The organism is Polyangium sp. y55x31, from assembly GCF_029946505.1.
GTDB lineage: Bacteria > Myxococcota_A > Polyangia > Polyangiales > Polyangiaceae > Polyangium.
On sequence record NZ_JARZHG010000010.1, the window covers coordinates 147,673 to 169,899 of the forward strand.

15 protein-coding genes are annotated in these 22,227 nt (G+C 69.0%); 9 read left to right on the forward strand and 6 right to left on the reverse strand.

The annotated features are described in order from the left end of the window. Positions 1-51 precede the first annotated feature (51 nt). Positions 52-3,951 (forward strand): hybrid sensor histidine kinase/response regulator, encoded by a 3,900-nt coding sequence (locus tag QHF84_RS19805; RefSeq protein WP_281314895.1) that lies wholly within the window; start codon positions 52-54, stop codon positions 3,949-3,951. Positions 3,952-4,415: 464 nt separating this feature from the next. Here the strand turns inward: QHF84_RS19805 and QHF84_RS19810 are convergent, their stop codons facing one another. The 3 genes from QHF84_RS19810 to QHF84_RS19820 all read right to left on the reverse strand — a co-directional run bounded on the left by QHF84_RS19810 (position 4,416) and on the right by QHF84_RS19820 (position 7,474). After that, a complete protein-coding gene (locus QHF84_RS19810; protein WP_281314896.1) occupies positions 4,416-6,035 on the reverse strand; it encodes a carboxylesterase family protein in 1,620 nt (539 codons plus the stop codon). A 37-nt stretch (positions 6,036-6,072) separates the two neighbouring features. Next, positions 6,073-7,254: a lipase family protein gene (locus QHF84_RS19815; protein WP_281314897.1), complete on the reverse strand. Its 1,182-nt coding sequence runs from the start codon at positions 7,252-7,254 to the stop codon at positions 6,073-6,075. A gap of 73 nt (positions 7,255-7,327) precedes the next feature. Next, positions 7,328-7,474 carry a hypothetical protein gene (locus QHF84_RS19820; RefSeq protein ID WP_281314898.1) on the reverse strand — a complete coding sequence of 49 codons (147 nt, stop codon included), beginning with the start codon at positions 7,472-7,474 and terminating at the stop codon, positions 7,328-7,330. A 54-nt stretch (positions 7,475-7,528) separates the two neighbouring features. Here QHF84_RS19820 and QHF84_RS19825 point away from each other — a divergent pair, with 54 nt between their 5' ends. Both QHF84_RS19825 and QHF84_RS19830 read left to right on the forward strand, forming a co-directional pair. Further along, a complete protein-coding gene (locus QHF84_RS19825; protein WP_281314899.1) occupies positions 7,529-8,116 on the forward strand; it encodes a hypothetical protein in 588 nt (195 codons plus the stop codon). 110 nt (positions 8,117-8,226) lie between these two features. Then, entirely contained in the window at positions 8,227-8,469 is a 243-nt protein-coding gene (locus QHF84_RS19830; RefSeq protein ID WP_281314900.1) for a hypothetical protein, read from the forward strand. Positions 8,470-8,479: 10 nt separating this feature from the next. Here the strand turns inward: QHF84_RS19830 and QHF84_RS19835 are convergent, their stop codons facing one another. Further along, positions 8,480-9,784, reverse strand: coding sequence for a C1 family peptidase (locus QHF84_RS19835; protein WP_281314901.1), 1,305 nt, complete (start codon positions 9,782-9,784; stop codon positions 8,480-8,482). A 176-nt stretch (positions 9,785-9,960) separates the two neighbouring features. Here QHF84_RS19835 and QHF84_RS19840 point away from each other — a divergent pair, with 176 nt between their 5' ends. After that, entirely contained in the window at positions 9,961-10,536 is a 576-nt protein-coding gene (locus tag QHF84_RS19840; protein WP_281314902.1) for a cysteine hydrolase, read from the forward strand. Positions 10,537-10,608: 72 nt separating this feature from the next. On the opposite strand, the gene QHF84_RS19845 is transcribed toward QHF84_RS19840, so the two are convergent. Next, positions 10,609-11,442, reverse strand: a complete 834-nt coding sequence (locus tag QHF84_RS19845) for an alpha/beta hydrolase (RefSeq protein WP_281314903.1) — start codon at positions 11,440-11,442, stop codon at positions 10,609-10,611. Between the two features lie 252 nt (positions 11,443-11,694). Here QHF84_RS19845 and QHF84_RS19850 point away from each other — a divergent pair, with 252 nt between their 5' ends. Both QHF84_RS19850 and QHF84_RS19855 read left to right on the forward strand, forming a co-directional pair. Further along, a complete protein-coding gene (locus QHF84_RS19850) occupies positions 11,695-12,210 on the forward strand; it encodes a putative immunity protein (RefSeq protein ID WP_281314904.1) in 516 nt (171 codons plus the stop codon). A gap of 575 nt (positions 12,211-12,785) precedes the next feature. Further along, positions 12,786-14,882 carry a M13 family metallopeptidase gene (locus tag QHF84_RS19855; protein WP_281314905.1) on the forward strand — a complete coding sequence of 699 codons (2,097 nt, stop codon included), beginning with the start codon at positions 12,786-12,788 and terminating at the stop codon, positions 14,880-14,882. Positions 14,883-15,049: 167 nt separating this feature from the next. Here QHF84_RS19855 and QHF84_RS19860 read toward each other — a convergent pair whose 3' ends face one another. Continuing rightward, a complete protein-coding gene (locus tag QHF84_RS19860; RefSeq protein WP_281314906.1) occupies positions 15,050-16,144 on the reverse strand; it encodes a transposase in 1,095 nt (364 codons plus the stop codon). 514 nt (positions 16,145-16,658) lie between these two features. Here QHF84_RS19860 and QHF84_RS19865 point away from each other — a divergent pair. From QHF84_RS19865 to QHF84_RS19875, 3 genes are all read left to right on the forward strand, one after another. Beyond that, positions 16,659-17,354 carry a hypothetical protein gene (locus tag QHF84_RS19865; RefSeq protein WP_281314907.1) on the forward strand — a complete coding sequence of 232 codons (696 nt, stop codon included), beginning with the start codon at positions 16,659-16,661 and terminating at the stop codon, positions 17,352-17,354. A 75-nt stretch (positions 17,355-17,429) separates the two neighbouring features. Then, the gene (locus QHF84_RS19870; RefSeq protein WP_281314908.1) at positions 17,430-18,611 is read left to right on the forward strand and encodes a hypothetical protein; all 1,182 of its coding nucleotides are present in this window, start codon (positions 17,430-17,432) and stop codon (positions 18,609-18,611) included. A gap of 295 nt (positions 18,612-18,906) precedes the next feature. Further along, positions 18,907-22,191 carry a hypothetical protein gene (locus QHF84_RS19875; RefSeq protein ID WP_281314909.1) on the forward strand — a complete coding sequence of 1,095 codons (3,285 nt, stop codon included), beginning with the start codon at positions 18,907-18,909 and terminating at the stop codon, positions 22,189-22,191. The last annotated feature ends 36 nt before the right edge of the window (positions 22,192-22,227 follow it).

A 22,227-nucleotide genomic window follows, 5' to 3' on the forward strand; every position in this document is an offset into this window, starting at 1 on the left:
CATCGACCGCTTCTTCACCGAGGCAGACGACGCCCGGTAACATCCGCGCGCATGATCCGTCGCCTCGTCGCCGTCCTCGGCATCGCGCTCGCCGCGACGCCGGCTCGCACGTCCTTCGCGACGCCCGACATCGAGGCCCGCGGCGTGCCGTGGATCCGCGCGTTCGGCATCGACGACGGCATCCCGCAGAACACCGTCGAGGCCATCGGCTTCGATACCGCAGGCCGCCTGTGGGTCGGCACGCAGGGCGGCGTGGCCTCTTATGACGGCCGGCGCTTCACGCCCCTCGCGCTGCCGCCCGCGCAGACCTCGGGCTGGGTGCAGTCGATCGGCGCGACGCGCGACGGCGCCGTCTGGTTTGGAATGTTCACCGGCCACGTCCTCCGCTATGCCGAGGGGACGTTTACGCGATTCGGGGCCGACGAGGGCCTCACGTCCCAGCGAGAGGTCGTCGCGCTGGTCGAGGCGCCTTCCCCTTCCAGGGACGGGCTCACGTTATGGGCGGGGACGCTCGACGGACTCTACCGGTTCGAGGGCGCGCGTTTTTCGCGGGTCGACCTCGGGCCGGCGCTCGGGCGCGTGGACGTCCGCGCCCTTTCTCCAGGGGCCCTGCCGAGCGGCGAGCCGACGCTCTGGGTCGGCACGGGTCGGGGCCTCATGCATTGCGAGGACGTGCGCTGCGCGCCGGTGTCGCCCCTGGCCAAGGCCGAGGTCCCGCCGGACGAGGTGGTCACCGCGCTGCTCGCGTCGGTCGACGAGGCGCTCCGCCCGGTGCTCTGGGTCGGCACGCGCAAGGGCCTCGTCCGGTACGCCGAGGGGCGCTGGGAGTTCGTCGCGGCCTCCGGCGCGGCGCTCCCGGGCCAGGTCATCCGCGCGCTTGCCGAGACTGTGAGCGGATCCGGCAAACGCACGCTCTGGGTGGGCACCGACGGCGGCGGCATCGCCCGTCTCGCGGATGGGGTGTGGACGACGCTCACCAAAAAGACCAGCACCCTGCCGGACGACTACCTCAACACGCTCGTCGTGGGCCGGGGCGCGGGCGGCGCCCGCACGCTCTGGATCGGCACGGAGATGGGTGGCCTCGGCCGCTTGCGCCACGACGGCTGGGTCGGATTCACGGAACGGAATGCGGGCGTGCCCGGCTCCGTGCGTGGCGTGGCGGAGGTCACCCCGTCGGGCGGCGCGCCCGAGATCTGGCTCATCGTGGGGAACCAGATGCTCCGGTCCTCGGAGGCCGGCTTCGTGCCGGTCCTCTCCCCCGAGGCCTCCGCCGAGCTGAGCCCGCTGCTCGCCTTCGTCCTCCCCTCGCGCCACGCGCCGGGCGTGGTCTGGACGGGCGGCTTCAACAAGGGCCTGCACCGCTGGTCCGATGGGAAGCTCGAGACCTTCACCCGGAAAAACTCCTCGCTCCCCTACGAGGTCGTTTACGCGGCCAGCGAATCTCTGGACGGCCGCTCGCTCTGGGTCGGTACGACGGCCGGCGCCGCGCGCCTCGACGCGGTCGGCTCGGGGCCCGTCTTCAAGGAGAGCCGCGAGGGCCTCGTCCACGACAACCTGCTCGCCATCGTCGAGACGGCGCGCCTCGGCGGCGGGACGACGACGTGGTTCGGGACGACCAAGGGGCTCTCGCGGCTCGACGACGGCGCATGGCGAACGTATACGTCCGCGAACGCGCCGCTCGGCGCGGACCTCGTCGCGACGCTCTCCGAGATCCGAGACGCGCGTGGGGCGCGGAGCCTCTGGATCGGCACCGTGGGCGGCGGCGTCGCGCGCTACGACCTCGACGCCGAGGCGTGGCTCGCCACGCTGAACGAGACATCGAGCCCCGCGCTGCCGGACAGCACCGTGAGCAGCGTGCGCGCCGACGCGCTGGGCCGTGTGTATCTCGGTACCAATCGTGGCGTCGCTCGCCTCACCCCGCGCGCGCCGACGCCGGAGGACCCTGCGCCCTATTCCGTGTACGTCTTCACGCGCGAGGACGGGCTGCCGGGCGAGGAATGCAATGGGAGCGCCTCCTGGCTCGACAGCCGCGGACGCATCTGGATCGGCTCGATCGACGGTGCTGCGGTCTTCGATCCGGCCGAGGAGATCCCCGACCTCGACGCGAGCCCGCTCGTGACCGCGGCGCGCGCCGCGGACAGCGCGCTCCTGCTCTCGCCCGGCGCGTCGCTCGCCTGGGACCAGAACACGGTGTCGTTCGATTATGCGCTCCTCCATTTCAGCCACGAACGAAGCACGCGATACCGCACGCAGATGCTCGGCTTCGACGCTTCGCCGAGCGCGTGGACCGCGGACACGAAGGTGCGGTACACGAACCTGCCGGCGGGCGCGTACACGTTCCAGGTCTGGGGCCGCGATCACGCGGGCGCCGTCGCGGGGCCTTCGGCGATTGCCTTCGAGGTGAGGCCTGCGCCCTGGCGGACGTGGTGGGCCTACCTCGGGTATGCCGTCCTGGCCTCGGCGCTCGTGCATGGCGGGATGCGGTTTCGATTGCGGGCGCTCGCGCGTCGCAACGAGGAGCTCGAGAAGGTCGTGGAAGAGCGCACGGCCGAGCTTCTCGCCGCGAAAGAGGCAGCCGACGCGGCGAACCGCGCGAAATCGAGCTTCCTCGCCAGCATGAGCCACGAGCTGCGCACGCCGCTCAATGGCATCCTCGGCTATGCAGAGCTCCTCGCCCGGTCCCCGCGGCTCCCGTGGAAGGAGGTCCTCGCGGGGCTCGGCGTCGTGCAGCGCTCGGGGGAACACCTGCTCGCCCTCATCGACGACGTGCTCGACCTCGCCCGGATCGAGGCGGGCAAGATGGATCTCGCCCCGGCCGAGGTCCACCTGCCGGCGCTCCTGCGAAGCGTCGCCGATCTCTGCCAGGTGCGGGCGACGCAAAAAGGGATCGATTTTCATTACGTCCCGGCGGAGGACGCGCCCTCGTGGGTGCGGCTCGACGAGAAACGATTCACGCAGGTGCTCCTGAACCTGCTCGGCAATGCGGTCAAGTTCACCCGCGAGGGGAGCGTCACCCTGCGCGTCGAGGCGCGGGGCGACGCGTTCGTCTTTCGGGTGGAGGACACGGGCCCGGGGATTGCTCCCGCGGACCTCGCGCGGATCTTCGATCCCTTCGAGCAGGCCGGCGATCGGGGGGCGCGCGCCGAGGGCGCCGGCCTCGGGCTCGCCATCAGCCGCAGGATCGTGGAGCAAATGGGCGGCCGCCTCGACGTCACGAGTGTCCCGGGCGAGGGGAGCACGTTCACGGTGACGCTCCGGCTGCCGGTGATCGCCGAACGAGCGCCGACCGGCGACACGGGCTCGGACGAGGTGATCACCGGATACGCGGGGACGCGGCGGGTCGTCCTCGTCGTCGACGACAACGAGGGGAATCGATCCTTCTTGCGGGACGCCCTGGTCCCGCTCGGATTCGAGGTCGTCCTGGCCGAGGATGGCGCGGGGGCGTTATCGACCCTCGCGGTGCAGCGCCCCGACCTCGTGATCCTCGACCTCGCTTTGCCGGACATCGGGGGCCCCGAGGTCGCGCGGCGCATTCGAACCACCCCCTCCCTGGCCGGTTTGCCCCTCGTCGCGTCCTCGGCGAGCGTGGACGAGGCGCAGCAGAGGCGCGCCAAGGACGCCGGCTGCGACGAATTCCTCCCCAAGCCCGTACGCCTGCCGGCCCTTTTCGAGGTCCTCGCGCGGCGGCTCGATCTCGAGTGGATTCGTGGTCCGCGGGGCACGACCGAAGAAACGAAAGAGACCACGCCCCCGATCGAGCCGCCCGCCGACGTGATGACGGAGCTCCTCGATCTCGCGGAGCGGGGGCGCATTCCCGAGCTCTTGCAAAGGCTCGATGCGATCGAAGCGGAGGACGCGCGGCTCTCCGCGTGGGTGGCCGAGGTGCGGGCCCTGGCAGAGTCGTTCCAGCTCCGCGAGCTTTGCGCCGCGCTCGCGCCGCGCCTCACCTAGTCGTTCTGGCCGCTCGCGTGCAGGGCGAGCGCGGAGGGTGCCCTGCGGCGCCGCAGGATGGGGGGCGCAGAGCGCGTTCGGGGACCTCGGGCGCGGCAGAATGGGAGACGGCCTCGCGGAGGGGAACCTGCGGCGCCCGAGGTCGGCGTTCCCGGAGCGGGATCGGCGAGCTTGGGCGGTGTGAATCGGGTGCGGGTGAGCCCGGAGGGCGGCCTCTGGCGCCGCAGGGGGCAGGACGCGCCCGGGGATCGGCGGTCCACAGCGCCCGAGGTCGGCGGGCGCGCAAGCGGGGGCCGGGTCGCGGCGGCGCAGGAGGCGATTCGCGGGGTGCGACCGCGATCTTGCGGGGACGCGTGGCGCGCGGGGAACGGCGTCGACGGCGTCAGGGGCAAAGTCCTACAGGAGGCGCGCGAGGCCACGGCGGATGGGGATTGATATCGTCCTGGATCACCCGCCCGACGGCCTCATCTCATGAAGTTGTCGAGCACCTTCCCGACCTCGTCGAAGGCGCTCATGTTGTCCATGGGCCTCTCGCCGAACTGCTGCTTCATGAAGCCGGTCCGCGCCTCGATGAACTTCCCCAGGAGGAGCGTCTTGTCCTGCCCATCCGCGTGCTTCGGCCATTCGGAGCCCGTGGAGGACGACGGCGTACCGGTGCGGGCGAACTCGAACCAGTATTCGCTGACGCGGCTCGCGACCTCCTCGTCGGTCGCGGTGACCGCGAGCGGGGTGTCCGGGGAGCCCGGCGGAAAGGGCGGGGCGAAGGCGAGCGTGTTCATGGTGAACGCGACGTCGTCGCCGTGACGTGTCCCGTCGGGGACCGTGGCGCGGTGGTTCTCCGCGGTGTAGTCGAAGTAATACCGCCAAACGTTCGCGCGCTGCTTGGCGTGCGCCTCCGCGATCTTGTAGGTCGTCACCGTGAAGAACGCGTCGCGCGCCAGGCGCCGGCCGAGGATGGGCTTCAGGGCCAGGACATCCTGCCGCTCCGCGAGGTCCGGGTAGTAATACCTCACGGCCCCGATCTTGTGCTCGGGCGCCATTTCGAAGATCAGCCCCGCGGGCACGATGTCGAGCACCACGCTCCCATCGTCGCTGGTGTTGCCGATGATGAGCGGCAGCGGCGCCGCCTCGCCCTTCAGGAAGCTGTCGATCACCCCGGCCTCATTGGGGAGCACGTCGTCTCCGGTGATCGCGACGGGCGAATTCGAGGTCCCCTTGAGTTGCTCCTTGGTGAACTCGCCGTCGATGTTGACGATCCTGCGCGCGTCGATACCGCGGAGCTGCTCGGCGGTCGCCGTCGAACCGTCCGCGAGACCGAGGAGCAGGCCCGCGAGCTTTTCGCCGCGCGCGCGCGCCTGCGCCTGGGTGGCGTCCGGATTCCTGTACACGCTCTGCGCGATCCCCCGGTGGAAGAGGGGCTTTTCCCGCTGCGTGACGAGCGGCGAGGTGAAGAGCGCGAGGACGCTCCTCGCCCCGGCGGATTGACCGAAGATGGTCACGTTGTCGGGATCGCCGCCGAACTTCTCGATGTTTCGTTGCACCCACTCGAGCGCGGCGACCTGATCGAGCAGCCCGAAGTTGTTCACCCGGAGCTCCCCTTCACGGCGCTCGGCGTCGAGCGCGGGGTGCGCAAAAAAGCCGAGGGCGCCGAGCCGGTAATTGATGCTGACGAGGATCACGCCCCGCTTCACCAGGGGCGCGCCATGATACACAGGCAGCCTTCCGGCGCCGAAGATGTAGGCGCCGCCGTGGATCCACACCATGACCGGGAGCTTTCCGGCGCCCGCGTCGGGCGGGGGGGTCCAGACGTTGAGGTAAAGGCAGTCCTCGGACATGGGGTACGGATCGCCGCCCCCCAGCTCGATGCACTGCTGCCGATTCTGCCAGCAAGTCGGCGCCTCCTCCTTCGACGGGTGACGCGTCTCGGTCCAGGGCGTGACCGGCCGCGGCGGTCGCCAGCGGAGGTCTCCCACGGGCGGCTCCGCGTAGGGGATGCCCTTGTACGCGACGACGTCGTGATCGAGGACGCCCTGGATCGGACCCTCGGCCGTGTGGATGATGGGCAGGTTGGTGTTGATCGACATTCGTTCGACTCCCTTCGCGCTGATCTGTGAAATACCCTCAACGTTCGGTCACGAGCTTGGCCTCGACCCACGCGAGGAGCTCCGGCGCGTCCGTCTCCACCGTGCCGAAATGGTACCCGAGGCGCTCGGGATCGTGGGTCTGCGAGACGTATTCTTTTTTCGTGTAGAGCCGGTATTCGACCCGTTCCGGGTTTGTCGTTTTGAGCTGGGTCACGAGCGGCGTCGTGAAGCTCTCCCAGATACGTTCGTCGGCCTCGGCCTGCGTGATCCGGATCGGCGCGTGGATCTCGAGATTGGGATGCATGCGCTCGAGCTCCCGGGTGAGCGCATGCAGGCTCGGGTTGTCCTTGTTCTTGAGGAGGTTCGTCCCCTTGATACCGCCGAAGGAGTCCGGCTCGGCCAATCCCGCGCGCGGCCTCGATTCGACGTGGTGGAAGACGGCATAGGCTTCCGGGGTGAGCACCTCGGAGGGCTGGATGCTCGGGTCGCCGGCGATGGCGCCCGTGAGGAAGAGCGCGGTGAAGGCGAATCCGGGCCGGGGCTCGTCGATGTCACGGACGCCGAAGAAGAGATCCTTGATGCCGGAGGCGGGCGCGAGGGCCGCGACGCAGCGGAGGTCGAGCTCGGGCGTCCACGTGGGCGCGTGATGGGCGCCGAAGAGCGCCGCCTGGCCGCCCTGGGAGTGGCCGACGATCGCGAGGCGCGCGCTGATTTCGGGGTGGAGCTTCCGCGCCGCGCGCACGATGTCGAGGATGCCCCGCGCCTGGGATTCGCCGAGGAGGTACGGGTGCCGGCCGTAGGTGCCGAGGCCCTCGTAATCGGTCATCACCACGGCCCAGCCCTTTTCGAGGAACTGATTCAGCAGGGCGTGGGGATGCTGGTTCCAGAGGTGGGCGGGGCACCTCGGATTGTCACGCGACGGCGCGCAATCATCGGCGCTGCCGATCGTGCCGTGCGCCCAGGAGACCACGGGATACCCGCCGCGCGGCGGATCGGCCTTGGGCAATGCGACGATGCCGGAGACCGCGATGGGACGCCCGTGCACGTCGCGGGATCGGTAGAGCACGACCTCGTTGCTCTTCGCCGCGGCGAGCGCGGCCACGCCTCCGAGCGGGCGGGACCAGATCACCTCGCCATGCTCGCCTTCGAGCAGCACGTACGGAGGATAATAAAAAGAGTCGCCCTCGGGGGCGAGGGGGAGCGGGGTTATCGTGGGCATGGGTATCCTTCTCCCCCTCTCCCGCGGCGCGGGAGAGGGGACGGGGGTTGAGGAGACGGGGGTGTGGGAATCGTCAGGCCTTGACCCGCTTCAAGGGGGCGACGGCCTCCGCCGGGGCCGGCGCCCATCCGGCGGGCGGCGGGAGGAGCGGGATCCGGCTCATGTTCGTGCCGTCCGAGCCGGGTGTAGCCGTCGCCGAAGCCGTGCCTCGGTCACTCATGGGCGAGAGGGATACCAGGCCCGAGTCGCCCGGGACATGGGACCAAAGTCCTACATGCCTCGCGAGCACGTCGAAGAGCTCGCGGAGCCGGGGAAAAAACGCGAGCTTTGGGCCGTCCCGGGGGCCGGCGAGCCCGTGCTCGTCGGGACGAATCCGAGCCCCAACTGGTATCCCAGGCGGTCGGGCGCGGGCTTTCTGTTCGAGCTCGATCATGACGGCGCGGTCGGCACGCTGGGGACCTGGACGCTGGAGGGTGGTTTTTCTCCGCTCCTCGCGGATTCCGCGGGGACCTGGGGATCGTTCAGCGACTATTTCGCGGCGCTCGCGGACGTGCAGGAGGATGTCGGGACGCTCGTCGTGTACGACAGGACGAACCTGGCCGAAGCTCTTCGGGTCCCGCGCGTCCACCGCGCGAGCCCGACCTTTGCACGCCAGGTGCTCGCCCTCGGCTATGTCCACGACTGGGACGACGCGCTCGGGGCAGGCACCTTCGGGGTCTGGATCCCGTACACCGGACAGCAGATCGACGTCGATACGGGCGTCACTGAATTCGAAGAGCTCGTCTGGCCCGAGCCCGGCATCGTCTACGCCGTGCGCACGCCCGAACGCGCGGGCATCTGGACAGCCTATCCGGACCTCTAGCCATCGGCCCCCGCCCCCTTCCATGATGCGCGGGCCGCTCGTCGCGGGCGCCTGGAGGGCCGTCGCCGGTTTGTTGCAGGTCGGACCAACACCTGCGCACACTCGCGCTCATGCAGGTCTCGTTCAGCGCACCTTGTACCGAACGCGAGGCACAGATCATCCGCGCCGTGCTGATTGTTTATGACACGGCGCTCCGGGCGTCGGTCATCGGACGCGCAGGGCACGTCGACGACGAGGCGGCGAAGACCATTGAAGAGCAGGTGATGAAGCTCGCGCGCGAATGTTTTCCCGACATTCACATCAGGCCGCTCGCGCCTGCGCCCCTGGAGGGCGACGAGCCGCAAACGCCCTGAGCTCCGACGGTCAGAAGCCGCTTGGAACGGCCACGCACTGGCCGGGGACGAGCAGGTTCGGCACCGTGCCTGCGGGGCAATTGCCGATCGGCGGGAGGCCACTCGGCGGAGGGATCGCGCCGGGGGAAGGAACCGCGCCGCCGCCCGGGAGGGGCAGGCATACCCCGAAGACGGCGGTTTGCCCCTGGGGGCAGCTCGTCACGGGCATGTTCGGGGCCGGCGGCATCGAGGGCGGTACGTACGGCGCGCCCGCCGCGTCGCTCACGCGGACGCGGTAGGCGTGGAGCAGGTGTGTTCGGAGCATCGATTCGGGGATCCAGAGATACCCGCCGAGCCCCCACTCCGGCCCCCAGCTATTCTGGAACAAGAACTCCCGCCCCGTCGGCCCCGTGCGGTAGCCCTGGAGCACCACCGCGTGGCCGATGCCGTCCTGGCGCGGATAGTAGGGCAGATATCCCGATCGCACGCTGTCCCAGTCCCACGCTTGCCGGTTGAACGCGAGCGCGATCCACACGGCCTCCCCCTCCGCCAGGAGGAGCGCCATCTGGTCGACGTCGTCGCCATCCATGTATTCGAGCGCGTCGATGCGGTAGGTGCCCATGGAGTCGGCGCGCGCGCGCTCCGACAGGAGCATCGGGTCGTTCACGCCGGAGCCCGGGACGACGCCCGCATCGGACTGGCAATATCCGCCATGTTGCGGCGAGGCGATGCGGCAGGCCTTCACCTTGTCGAAGGGCCACACCGGATCGACCGCGAGCGCGCGGCCCTTGAGGGCGCCAAGGTCGTTCGGCTGCGTGTAGGTCGCGAAGACATGGAGGGGCGACACGACGTCGTAACGTCCGCGCCGCCGGATCGCGTTGTCCATCACGGACGACATCGCGAACCCCGAGCACGCCCCGACCGGGTTCTGGTCCTTCACCGGTCCCGTCAGCCCTTGCGCGCGGTGGTCCACCTGGCCCGGCAGCGAGCCTGCCGCGATCGCCCTGGGCACGTAGGCGACGGCGTTCGTGGCCGTCCGGATCGCCGCGCAATCGATGAGCCGCGTCACCTCGGGCGGCAGGCCCGGCAGCGGGCACGGGATGTTCTTTTGCGCCGCGATGATCAAGTCCAGCATCGCCGAGCCGAGCGCCGGCTGCGCTGGTTGCGCCTGCGGATAGGGCTGCGGATACGGCTGCGGGTAGGGCTGCGTCGCGTAGGGCTGCGGCGGCGGCGCGGGCGGCGGGCTCTTCGAGCAGGCCGCGAGCAGCGAGACCGTGAGCGCGAGTGCCCGCGGCGGGAGGCGGCGGTTGCGGTCGGAGCGGGGCGAGCTCGGCATACGTACGGAAGAACGATGCGGGATGCCGGATGATACACGACGGGACGATTTTCCGAGCGGGATCCGGCGCTTGCCGTGTCGCGTCTTCGGTTTTCCGTTCCCGCTCCCCTCCCCGCCTCCGTCGACCCTGTGCCGGGCGGGTTGACGCTGTGCCGCCGGGTGGAGAAGCTCGCACCATGAGAAGCGCGCTGATCGTCGGTGACCTCCAGGCCGGGGTTCTTGGCAACTACCCGTTCACGAAGGCCGTGGTGCCGCCGGTGATGGAACTGCTGCCGCGTGCTCGCGCGGCTGGGGTGCTGGTCGTGTTCGTGCGTACCGCGTTTCGGGCCAACGGCGCGGACCTGGCGGGTGAGGTCTTTGCGGCCTTCCACCGGGCCAGTGACCTGTTCCACGAGGGTTCGCCGGGTACGGAGGTCGCGCTGGAGGTCACCGCGGACGACGTCGTCGTGCTCAAGCGGCGCACGAGCGCGTTCGCGGGAACGGATCTCGATCTGGTGCTCCGCGCCCGCGGCGTGGACTCGCTCGCGCTCACCGGAGTCGCGACGAGCGCCATGGTCGCGGCCACGCTGTACGACGCGTCGGACCGGGGCTACAAGCTGACCGTGCTCCGCGACGGGTGCGCTGACCAGGACCCGGCGGTGCACGAGCTCCTCGTCAACACCGTCTTTCCCAACAGGGGAGCGGAGATCCTCACGTGCGCGGAGTGGCCAGCTCCTTCTCGAACCAGTGGTGCGCGTACGGCGCCCCGTTGAACGGCTCGACCTCGCGGTACCCCGCGGCGCTCGCCACGCTTGCCGGCGACATGACCGATTCGAGCGGGTCCACTAAAATGTGGGTGGTGCCGCGTCGAGGTCGGAATCCAGGAAATCGGTGATCATGGGGATCAGCCAATCCGTCCGTTGCATCAGACCTATGTGCGTGGTCCCCGGGATGACGGCAAGGCGCGATTTCGGCAGCCCATGGATGTCCCCCATTTTGCCGCCGCCCTTGGCCCGAAACAGGTCCAGCGCATGCTCATATCGCACACCGTCGGCATCGCCAATGGCCATGAAGATGGGGGCCTGGATGTTTTTCACGTCCCTGGACCAGTCATAAGGCTTCAGATCGATACCGATGACCTTCTTGAAGAATGCAGGAAAATGGGCCGGATCGTTTCCGAGGCTCTCGTACTGTTGTTGGATGGGGGTGCCTTTGAACATCTCTGCGTTCATCGTGGCAAAACTGGCCTCCACGTCCGGCCACCATCCGTCGTGCGCGTACGTACCCGACAGCACCACGAGCCTGCGTACCTTTTCAGGATGGCGCACGGCGACCTGAAAGGCGACTCCACCGCCCATGCTGTATCCCAAGATGTCAGCACTGTCGATCCCGAGGTGATCGAGCAAACCGGAAACATCGTCGGCCATGCCTTCGTAACTGAACTCTCGGGCGATGTCTCTCGTGCGGCCGTGGCCCTGCATTTCCGCTACGATCACTTTCCGGTCCTTGGCCAACAAGGGTATGAATTGCGACCAGTTCAAAGGGATCGTCATGAAAGACCCATGCAGCAATACGATGGGTTTGCCGTCGCCGTGCACCTCGTAATACAGCTCGAGTCCGTTCACGTCTGCATGGCCGCTCACCGCCATCGAGAGACTGTTTTCAAGGTGCTTGTTCATCCGGCAACGATATTCGCGGCGCTACCGCCCAGGCAACCTTTTGCGCGGAGGGCGGACCTGGACAAAGCCCTTCGTGTTGCCTACCCTCCCGCGTTGACGGGATGACCTGCCTCGGTTTTGGGTGCCACGCAAAGTCGAGTTTCCGTGGCGCGGATTTGGCTCGCCGGCGGTCGATGCTCTCCGCGGCCGGAGCGCGATGCTGCTCGTCGGGTTCGTCTTACCGAGTCCGTCACCGTCGTGGAGAGGGGCACCATGATTCTTCCCAAAAAACGTGACCCACGGTTCATCACCATCCGCCGCGGAGGGCTCCTGGATGACAGTGCCCATCACGCGTTGGCAATCTGGGCCGCGGAGTGCGCGCAGCACGTCCTGGGGTTCTTCGACCAATACAGGCCAGACGATGACCGGCCGCGTCGAGCCCTTGCACTGGTGCGGGCGTGGACCCGAGGCGAGGCCACAATGAGAGAGTGTCACAAGGCGGCGTTCGCTTCCAACGCCGCAGGCCGGGAGGCGCCCCCCGCCGCCCGGTTCGCCGCCCTTTCGGCGGGTCAGGCGGTGGCCGTGGCGCATGTCGCCGCCCATGAGCTGGGGGCCGCGGCGTACGCCATCCGGGCTGCCAGGGAAGCCGCACCATCGGGCCAAGGGGACGCGGCTGCGCGAGCCGAACGCCAATGGCAGTGGGAACAACTGCCCGACGAAATCCGAGACCTCGTTCTCGACGACCAAAAACTGCGAAACGCACTCTGTTGGAACGTGTTCGTCGACTGAGCCGACGGCACTGCCACGAGGGGACATGACGAAGGTCCTCGCTCGCACAAAGGACACAGTCGCTCGCACGAAGGACACAGTCGCTCGCACGAAGGACACAATCGCTCGCACGAAGGACACAGTCGCTCGCACGTAACCCCCCGACCAACCGCATCTCCCCCGCCTCTGTCCCGTGATCTACGCTGCAGCGCGGACGCGCGCGTCGTCTGCGTGCGGGTCGAGTGACGCCGCCCCCGCACACACACCAGCGCCGACACCCGGCTCCCGGGGTCGTCTGCCCAGGGCCGGGTCGCGTCCTCTTTACGGCGTGCACAGCCCGCCGCCGGTGACGGGCGCGTAAACGACGTCAATAAACTGCGGGGCGCGCCGTCGACTCGCGTGCGCCTCCCCGGCGCTTTCGCACCCCCCGAGCGCTTGTCGCTGGCGGCCCGCCGGCCCGCCCGCGTGCCACGCGCCCCCCGACCCGTCACGACGGCCTACGGCGAAGACGTACAAGATTTCGGCCGAGAGGCAGCATCGACGGCGAGAACAAAATTATGGTTACAGCTCTGGTTTTTGCCCTACAATCTACAAACATGACAGGGTTGAGATATTTCGTACTGACCGTTCTCGCGGCAGCGACGGCCGCCTGTGACGCCAGCCGCCCCTCGGTGGCCATCCCTGCGTCGCCCCGCCCGAGCCCCACCCCGGTGACGGCGCCAGCCCCCCCTCAAAAGCACGTCACGCTCGGCGACGTCGGCCTCGACCCGACCGCGCTCGATCGCACCGCCGACCCTTGCCAAGACTTCTATCAATACGCCTGCGGCGGCTGGCTTGCCAAGAACGAGATACCCGCCGACCGCACCCGCGTGGGTCGCAATATCGAGATCGTCGAACGAAACCAGAACGCACTCAGAAGCATTCTCGAGAGCGCTTCGTCGCAGGCGGCCGGCGACCCGGCGCTCCAGGCCGTCGGCACCTTCTACGGCACGTGCGTCGACGAAGCGGCGCTCGAGGCCGCCGGCACCAAGGGCATCGACCCCCTCGTAAAGAAAGTGCGCGCGGTGCGTGACCTGCCTTCACTCGTCGCCGCCGTCGCCGACCTGCACCGACACGGCATCTTTTCGATCTTCGTCATCGGCAGCGAGCAAGACGCGAAGGACGCGACGCGCGTCATCGCCCGCCTCGACCAAGGCGGCCTCGGGTTGCCCGACCGCGACGACTACCTGAACGACGACGCGCGGTCGAAAGAGATTCGAACGCACTATCTCGACCACGTCGGCCGCATGATGCAGCTTGCCGGCAAGAAGCCCGCCGACGCAAAGAAGGCCGCCGACGACGTGATGGCGATCGAGACCGCGCTCGCCCGCGCCTCGAAGACGCGCGTCGAGCGGCGCGACCCGTCCGGCATGTACAACAAGGTCGACCGCGCAGGGCTCGCGCGCCTCGCGCCGATCTGGGGCTGGAGCGCCTACTTCAAGGGCCTGGGCTTCGAAGGCCTGCACGACTTCAACGTCACCGCCCCGGGCTTTCTGCAGGGCCTCGAGCACCTGCTCGCGTCGACCAAGCCGGCGGCGTGGCAGGCCTACCTCGAGTGGCATGTTCTGAACGCCACCGCCGACGCGCTACCAAAGAGGTTCGACGACGAATCGTTCACCATGTGGCGGTTTTTGAGCGGCCAGCAGAAGCAGCGAGACCGCTGGAGGCGCTGCGTGACCGCCACCGACGCCGCGCTCGGCGAGTCGCTCGGCCGGTTCTTCGTCGCCCGCCACTTCGCTGGCGAGAGCCGCGATGTCGTCCGACAGATGATCGTCGCCATCAGCGAGGCCTTCGACGAGCGCTTCGGCGAGCTCGACTGGATGGACGAAAAGACCAAAGAGCGCGCCCGCGAAAAGCGCCAGCAGATAGCCTACCTCATCGGCTACCCGAACACGTGGCGCGTCTATGATTTCTCTCTCGACAAGAAGGTGCACGCGGCCAACGTGCTCGCCGGCAAGGCCTTCGACGTGAAGCGCCAACTCACCAAGGTGGGCAAGCCCGTCGACCGCGAGGACTGGCAAATGAGCCCGGCCACGGTGAACGCCTACTACGACCCGCAGCTCAACCAAATGGCCTTCCCGGCAGGCATTTTGCAGCCGCCCTTTTTCTCGGCCCGCTCTAGCCTGGCCGTCAACATGGGCGCGACCGGCGAGACCATCGGCCACGAACTCATCCACGGCTTCGACGACGAGGGCTCGCGGTACGACGGCAAGGGCAACCTCGCGTCGTGGTGGGAGCCTGAAACCCGCAGTCGCTTCGAGGCCAGGGCGCAATGCGTCGTCGACCAGTATTCGGCCTACGAGCCCCTGCCCGGCGTGAAGATCAACGGCAAGCTGACCCTCGGCGAGAACATCGCCGATATCGGTGGCCTCAAGCTCGCCTTTCGCGCGTATCGCGCCCTGCGAAAGAGCGCAGAAGAGCGCATTTGGGCCGACGGGTTCGACGAAGACCAACAGTTTTTTCTGTCGTTCGGCCAGTCTCAGTGCACGAAGTGGCGTGAAGAGCGGGCGCGCACGCTCTTGCAGACCGACCCGCATTCGCTGGCAAAATTTCGGGTAAACGGGTCTGTCACGAACATGCCCGAGTTCGCCCGCGCCTTCTCATGCGCCGAGGGCAAGGCCCTGAACCCCAAGCAGCGCTGCGACGTCTGGTGAGCCGCACTCGAGCGTGAGCGGGCGCGGTGATCGATGGCCGCGATCGCCACCGTGTGGAGAGACTGTGCCGGTACCTGGCCCGGCCGCCGACACAGGAACGGCTCGTCGAGATCGCCGGCAGGAAGCTGCATCATAACAAGCGACCGATGGCGTGCTCGCAGCTCGAGTCAGCCGTCGCGCGGAGAGCCGCCCGGCTTCCAGACGTTCGGCAGCAGCTCGTCGAGCCGGTCCTTGGGCCAGCCTGATTGCAGCTTCTCGATGACATCCGTAAGGTACGCGAGCGGATTGACGCCATTCATGTGGCAGGAGCCGGTCACCGTATAGGCAATCGCCAACCTTTCGGCGCCCTTGTCCGAGCCTGCGAACAGGAAGTTCTTCCTCCCGAGCGCCACCCACCGGAGACGTCGCTCGACCTCGCCGTTATCGATCTCGAAGCGCCCATCGCTGAAGCAGCGCCTCCAGGCGGCCTCGTGCTTGATGGCGTACCGCGTCGCAGAAACGCCTTCAAGAACGCGGCCGGCCCCTCGGCGCTCCAATTCGGCGTGCAATGAAACACGACGTGGCCCGCGCCCACATACGCCCAGACGTTTTTCCCGGTCTTCCTCGACCACGACGAACTGCGCCGGGACGAAGTCCAGGATCTCGCTCCGGATGTACCCGATGCAGGTCTTTTCGGTGCCGCAGTCCGCGCACTTGCGCTCGGCTTCCGGCACGCGGACGACCTTCGGCTTGCGCGGAAGATGCGCAGGCAGCGCATTACGGCCCTTGTGGGGCGGCGGGCGCTTCGGCTCGGGATTGGGCTTCTCCGGCGGAGGCTCGTCCCCGATTGCATCGCGCGCCGCATCTGGCGCGTCCTTGCCAAGCGCATCGAGCATCAGCGTGAGCTGCTCCGCGCTGACCTTCTCGGTGCGTCGCCCGTAGAGCATCCTGAGCGCATTCTGCAGCCGCGCCGCGAGGGCCGAGTTTTCGTCCCGTACCCGGGCGAGCAGGCCCATGACGACCTCGACGAGTTCATCGATCCGGCCTTCCTCGGCCATCGACAGGAGCTTCGAGCGCACGTGGGCGAGGTCCTGGGGAGCGTTTGTCCGCGGGGAGGTCATGCCCGCTCTGTAAGCCTCGCGGGCCTGAATATCAAGCGAGAACGTCACGCCCGGGTTTGCCCGAGGAGCCTCGGGCGAACCTACGGCGGCTACGGGTGACGAACCCTCACGCGCGTTACCGCGGCTGCGGGAGGAGCCGAAACCGCTTGCGGCGCTGGGCATCGCTCAGATCGATGCCTTCGAGGAGCAGGCCCAGCTCGGCGTCCACCTCGAGGCAGCAGGCCGCGGGCGACGCAGGCACGGGGAGGTGGAAGCGTCCACGTGCGAGCCTCTTGGCAATGATGCAATAGCCGGTGCGGTCCCCAGAACAGCACGCGGATCTGATCCCCGCGACGACTCCGGAACACGAAGAGGTGGCCCGAGGTGGGATCCTGGCCGATGATCTGGGCCACGGCAGCCGACAGGCCATCGAAACTCTTTCAACTCCCCCGCACTCAAGCCGCTGCGCTTCCAGCGCGCGACCAGCCGAGACCACTGCTTCGCCGTCCTACGTGCCATCCGTCCTCCAGGTGCGTCGAGCGCAGGGTGAACGGATGGCGCAGGGGCTCCAAGGTGTAGTTGGCCGGGCGCTTACGCTCGCACGAAGGACACAGTCGCTCGCACGAAGGATCCTTGAACCCCTCGCCTTCCCTCTCGTAGAGTGCCCGTCTCGATCGGCACACGCCGTGACACCGCCATGCATCCGCGTTCGGTAGCCCTCTTCGTCCCCCTCCTCGGGCTCACCGCCCCCTTCCCCGGCTGCACGAGCGCCGCCGTTCCGCAGAGCGCGCCGCCCCTCCCAGCGGCGAGCGCCTCAACCGAAGCGCCCGCGCCTTCGGCGCCGAACGACGCCTCGAAGTGGCTCGATTGCGCATGGCTCCGTCAGAAGGACAACTGCTGGCAGCCGATGAAGCGCGAGATCCGCGCCTGCCTCGGCCCTCTCCCGATCGAGGGCATGCTCGCGCGTGACGGAAAGACCTGCACGGCCTCGAACGCAGAGGTGATCTTTCGGCCCGAGGTGCCGAAAGGCAGCCCCTGGGCCCTCGACGTCGAGGTGCGCGTCGCGAACAAGACCTGCTTTCGCTATCGCGACACGGGCCCGGAGACAGGGCCGGCGACGCCGGACACCCCACGGATCCACGTCCTCGAGGGGCCGACCGGCGCGACGATTACGTTCACGTCGGCCGTGCCCGCAACGCTCACGTGCCCCGACGGATCGACCTTCCACACGGATCACCCGGACCCGGGCCTCGACGGATGCATCACGGAGCGTGTCTGGGAGGGCGCGCTCCCGCTCGGCGGAGGGAACGTCCACCCCAATACGTCTCCGATTTGGCTGTCGATCGATCCACGCTGGGGGCACGTCTTCGAATGCGAGCGCCCGGACGATTGAGCTCCTCATGTCACCCTGTGCGAATCGTTTTACCCTCTCTCCTGCTTCGAGCCGTGCGCGCGACGAAAGGATCTCGTGAAGCCCCCCTCGCCGCTTCGTGTATCCGTGCTGGGCGCCCTCGCGATCGGAAGCCTCGTGGCGGCGTGTGGCGGAGGCAGCCCACCTCCCGCCGTTGCGAAAGCAGCCGCCGCCGAGAAGAGCATTCCCTTTCGCCCGCGGCCCGGCGTCAATACCGTGGACTGCCCGACGGAGACGGACGATTGCGCGAGCACGAGCCCCGCGACATGCGAGGCGGCCTGCGGCGACGGGGACATGGCGGCCTGCGTGGCGCTCGCGGAGTGGCACGCGAGGCACCCGAAAGACGGAGGCGAGCCGGCGCGGGGCATGGAGCTCCTGCGCATGACGTGCGAGAAGGGGTTTGCCTGGGGTTGCCTCACGCTCGCCTGGAAAAAGGAGGCGACGGCCGGCGATCGAGTGATGAGCGAGGCCAGGCTCCGCACGGCCTGCGAGCGCGACGCGATGTGCGGGTGCTGGATGTATGGATCGGGGCTGACGGGTGATCCGCGCACGGAGGTGCGGGGCGTCGAGACGATCGGCGAGGCGTGCGAGCGGGGAGCGCTGACCGCGTGCGACGAGCTCGAGATCCTCCGGGAGATTTGCGAGCGCGATCAGGTGCGCGGGGGGATGTGCCGGCGGCTCCAGCAAGGCTGGCGGCTTCGGCCGCCCGATCCGCCGCCTCCGCAATGGTCGCGGGCGCCGCTCCCGGCAGCGCTCACGGGCTGCTTCCGGGTGACGGCGCCGGGAGGGCCACGCGAGCCGACGGGTTTTCTGGTGGGCACGCTGTATTGCTTCACGGACGGCCGAACTTTCATGAAGCCGGTCGGCGAGCCCTGGGACGCATGGCGAGCGCAATGGTCGTCGACGGACGAGAGGCGCGTATTCAGGAACGAAGCGATACGCGAGCTGATGGAGCTCTACGAGGAGAAGCCCCAGGTCATTCTCCAGCGCGGAGGGTTCACGGCGTGGCTGGAGCGGCTCGCGGGGCCGGAGGCAGAGGCGGCGCTCGCAGAGACGAGGGCATTGCCAGACTTGGAGGAGGCGTGCGCGCGGGCGGGTCGGTGCGTGAATGCGTTGCCGTACGGCTACGACGGGGTGATGCCCGAGACCCTGCGGGAGTGCCTTTCGACGGAGAAAGGGGCGCGCGAGATGATCGAGGGGGAGCGCGGGAAGGAGGCGGCGGAGAAGGCTTGTCGGTGAGGATGCAGGCTGGGAGAGTCAGGCGGCGTGACGGCGCGTGAAAATCCATGCGCCTGTGCATCGACCGCATCGCGATCGATGCATCCGAGGTCCAGGGCTCGTCCAGGCCCGCCGCTCCCAACAACCCCGCGAGAAAAAATCGGTGTCCGCGGGCCCCCCGGCTGTGTTGTATTGCGCACTGCAGGAGGCCACGATGTTCCGGGGACAGGTTTCGGGGATGGTTGGAGCTCATACTGAGCAACGGATGCGCGGGGGGTGGGCACGAGAGTTTTTTTGCAGAGGTCTCGTACTGCTCGTGCCGCCCCTGGTGGCCGCTTGCGGCGAGGGCACGGGAAAGGACACGAGCGGTGAAACGGCGCCTTCCCTCGCGCCCGCCGCGGTGATGGCAAACGAGGCGCCGCAGGACGGGGCGATCATGCCGCCCGCGTTGCGCGATGCCTACATCGCCACCCGACAAACCGAAGCGGGCAGCGGCCCGCCGGGGCCCCCCGAGACGACCGACGCGCTCGGCTCGCTCCAGCAGCTCAAGCTCACCGCCGCCGCCGACGCCAAGGCCTCCGATTACTTCGGCATCAAGGTCGCCATCCACGGGGATACCGCCCTCGTCGGAGCCACGCGGGGCGACGCCAGCGCGAGCCTCGCGGACACCGGCGCCGCTTATGTCTTCGTGCGCAGCGGCGGAACCTGGACCCTCCAGGCCAAGCTCGTGGCGTCGGACGCCGCCACCGGCGACAATTTTGGCGGCTCCGTCGCGCTCGAGGGCAATACGGCCGTCATCGGGGCCACCTCGGACGACACGGCGGCAGGCACGGATGCCGGCTCGGCCTATGTCTTCGTGCGCAGCGGCACGACCTGGACCCAGCAGCAAAAGCTCACGGCCGCCGACCCCGCCGCCGGGGACCTCTTTGGCCGCGCGGTCGCGCTGAGCGGTGACACGGCGCTCGTCACGGCGATCCAGGACGACGTGACCGGAGCCACGGATGCCGGCTCGGCGTACGTCTTCGTGCGCAGCGGCGCGACCTGGACCCAGCAGCAAAAGCTCACGGCCGCCGATCGCGGCGCCTTCGACAACTTCGGTCGCTCGGCCGCGCTCGACGGCAACACCGCCCTCGTCGGCGCCCTCTTCCACTCGACGCTCGCCGTCACCAGCGCGGGCGCGGCGTACGTCTTCACGCGCAGCGGCACGACCTGGACCCAAGAAGCCCAGCTCCTTGCCTCGGACGCCGCGGCCGATGATTGTCTCGGCACGTCGGTCGCCCTGGAGGGCGACACCGCCCTCGTCGGCGCCTACAACGGCGACCGCTCCCCCGCGCTCACGGACACCGGCGCGGCGTACGTCTTCACGCGCAGCGGCGCGACGTGGACGCAGCAGCAAAAGCTCGCCGCGAGCGACGCTGCGAAGGGCGACAATTTCGGCTTGGATGTGGCGCTGAGCGGTGACAATGCCGTCGTCTCGGCGCCCCGAGCGGACACCGCGGGCGGCTTGAACGCCGGATCGACCTACGCCTTCGAGCGCATCGGCGGCGTCTTCACGGAGCAAACCAAACTCGTCGCCTCGGATGGCAGCGCTGATTCCGAGTTCGGCCATTCGGTCGCGCTCGACGTGGACAGGGTCCTCGTCGGGGCATGGTATGCCGATTTCGGTTTGACCTCCGATGCCGGAGGCGCCTACGTCTTCAACCTGGTCCAGGACAACGGCAAGCCCTGCTCCGCGTCCGTGAACTGCGCGAGCGGCTTCTGCGTCGACGGCGTCTGCTGCGACAATGCTTGCGGCGGCGGGATCGCCGGCGATTGCATGGCCTGCAGCACGGCGGCCGGCGCGATGGCGAACGGCACGTGTGGCGTGGTGTCGGCCGGCATCACCTGCCGCGGGGCCATGGGCATCTGCGACGTGGCCGAGACCTGCGACGGAAGCGCGACGTCATGCCCGCCGGACGGCGTGGTCTCGGCGGGCACCGGATGCCGCGCGGTCGCAGGCGTGTGCGACGTGGCCGAAACGTGCGACGGCACGAGCAAGACGTGCCCCGCCGACACGCGCGCCCCTGCAGGCACCCCGTGCCGGGACGCAACGGACGTCTGCGACGCGGCCGAAACGTGCAATGGCACCTCGGTCCAATGCCCCGCCGACGTCCCGGCGCCCGTGAATACCCCCTGCCGGCCCGCGGCGGGGCTCTGCGACGCGGCCGAGGTGTGTAATGGCACGAGCAAGGCGTGCCCTGCCGACGCGCGCGTGGCCGCAGGCACGACGTGCCGCGCCGCGACCGACGCCTGCGACGCGCCCGAGACCTGCGACGGCAGCAACGCGGCCTGCCCGGCCGATGGCGTCATGACCGCAGGCACCCCCTGCCGGGTCGCCCTGGGCATCTGCGACGCGGCCGAGGTTTGCGACGGCACGAGCAAAACATGCCCCGCGGATCTGCGCGCTCCCCCAGGAACCCCTTGCCGCCCGGCAGCCGACGCCTGCGACGCGCCCGAGACCTGCGACGGCGTCGCGGTGACGTGTGCGAACGACGAGGTCCTCCCCGCGGGCACCACATGCCGCGTTGCCGCAGGCGCGTGTGATCAGGCCGAGGCGTGTAACGGCGCGAGCAAGAGTTGCCCGATCGATCTGCCCACTCCGGCAGGGACCACCTGCCGCGCCGCGGCCGGAGCCTGTGACGTCCCCGAGGCCTGCGACGGCATGGCCAAGGACTGCCCGTCGGACGTGCTGGTCGCCATGGGGACCGAGTGCCGACCGAGCTCCGGTGATTGCGACGTGGCGGAGGCCTGCACCGGGAGCCATGCCGCCTGCCCTGCCGACGCCTTCGCCGTCCCGGGCACCCTGTGCCGGGCCGCCGTGGGCCCCTGCGACGTGGCCGAGCTCTGCACGGGCGGGAGCGCGGTTTGTCCTGGGAATGGCGTGGCCAACACGATGACCATTTGCCGAATCGCGGCAGGTCCCTGCGATCTGGCGGAGTACTGCGACGGACTGAACACGTTCTGCGGCCCGAATACGCTCGCGCCCGTGGGAGCGCTGTGCCGTCCTGCGATGGAAGCGTGCGACGAAGAGGAGATCTGCACGGGCGCGTCAGCCGATTGCCCCCTGGACATGGTCGCTCCCGATGGAACGGCCTGTAATGGCGGGACGTGTGTTGAAGGCGTCTGCGAGGGCGGCAGCGGCGGCGCAGGCGGGACCGGCGGCGCAGGCGGAGCCGGCGGCGCTGGCGGCAACGGTGGCGCTGGCGGAACCGGCGGCGGCGCTGGCGGCAGCGGTGGCGCTGGCGGAGCCGGCGGCGCTGGCGGCAGTGGCGGCGCAGGCGGAACCGGCGGCGCAGGTGGCAACGGTGGCGCTGGCGGCAGCGGTGGCGCTGGCGGTTCGGGCGGCGCCGGAGGCGCGGGCGCAACCGGCGGAAATGGCGGCAGTGGCCCTGCAAGCGGCAGCGGCGGGATGAACGCCGGCGGCGCCAGCGCGACCGTAAACGTGAATTGCAGTCTCCGCACGGTCGGCGCGACGGGCGACGAGCGCACGTCGACGGCCTTCGTCCTGCTGAGCCTCGGGCTCATCATGGCCGCGCGGCGCAGGGCTGCCCAAGGTCGGTGACGCACTCGCCTCGAGAGAGGCGAGCTGCCCCGTCAT

What these genes read in the sequence shown, in the direction of transcription:
- QHF84_RS19855 (WP_281314905.1), top strand. Translation starts at nt 12,786, where the DNA reads ATGACAGGGTTGAGATATTTCGTACTGACCGTTCTCGCGGCAGCGACG.
- QHF84_RS19850 (WP_281314904.1), top strand. Translation starts at nt 11,695, where the DNA reads ATGATTCTTCCCAAAAAACGTGACCCACGGTTCATCACCATCCGCCGC.
- QHF84_RS19815 (WP_281314897.1), bottom strand. Translation starts at nt 7,254, where the DNA reads ATGCCCACGATAACCCCGCTCCCCCTCGCCCCCGAGGGCGACTCTTTT.
- QHF84_RS19865 (WP_281314907.1), top strand. Translation starts at nt 16,659, where the DNA reads ATGCATCCGCGTTCGGTAGCCCTCTTCGTCCCCCTCCTCGGGCTCACC.
- QHF84_RS19805 (WP_281314895.1), top strand. Translation starts at nt 52, where the DNA reads ATGATCCGTCGCCTCGTCGCCGTCCTCGGCATCGCGCTCGCCGCGACG.
- QHF84_RS19820 (WP_281314898.1), bottom strand. Translation starts at nt 7,474, where the DNA reads ATGAGTGACCGAGGCACGGCTTCGGCGACGGCTACACCCGGCTCGGAC.
- QHF84_RS19860 (WP_281314906.1), bottom strand. Translation starts at nt 16,144, where the DNA reads ATGCCCAGCGCCGCAAGCGGTTTCGGCTCCTCCCGCAGCCGCGGTAAC.
- QHF84_RS19840 (WP_281314902.1), top strand. Translation starts at nt 9,961, where the DNA reads ATGAGAAGCGCGCTGATCGTCGGTGACCTCCAGGCCGGGGTTCTTGGC.
- QHF84_RS19830 (WP_281314900.1), top strand. Translation starts at nt 8,227, where the DNA reads ATGCAGGTCTCGTTCAGCGCACCTTGTACCGAACGCGAGGCACAGATC.
- QHF84_RS19825 (WP_281314899.1), top strand. Translation starts at nt 7,529, where the DNA reads ATGCCTCGCGAGCACGTCGAAGAGCTCGCGGAGCCGGGGAAAAAACGC.
- QHF84_RS19835 (WP_281314901.1), bottom strand. Translation starts at nt 9,784, where the DNA reads ATGCCGAGCTCGCCCCGCTCCGACCGCAACCGCCGCCTCCCGCCGCGG.
- QHF84_RS19845 (WP_281314903.1), bottom strand. Translation starts at nt 11,442, where the DNA reads ATGAACAAGCACCTTGAAAACAGTCTCTCGATGGCGGTGAGCGGCCAT.
- QHF84_RS19810 (WP_281314896.1), bottom strand. Translation starts at nt 6,035, where the DNA reads ATGTCGATCAACACCAACCTGCCCATCATCCACACGGCCGAGGGTCCG.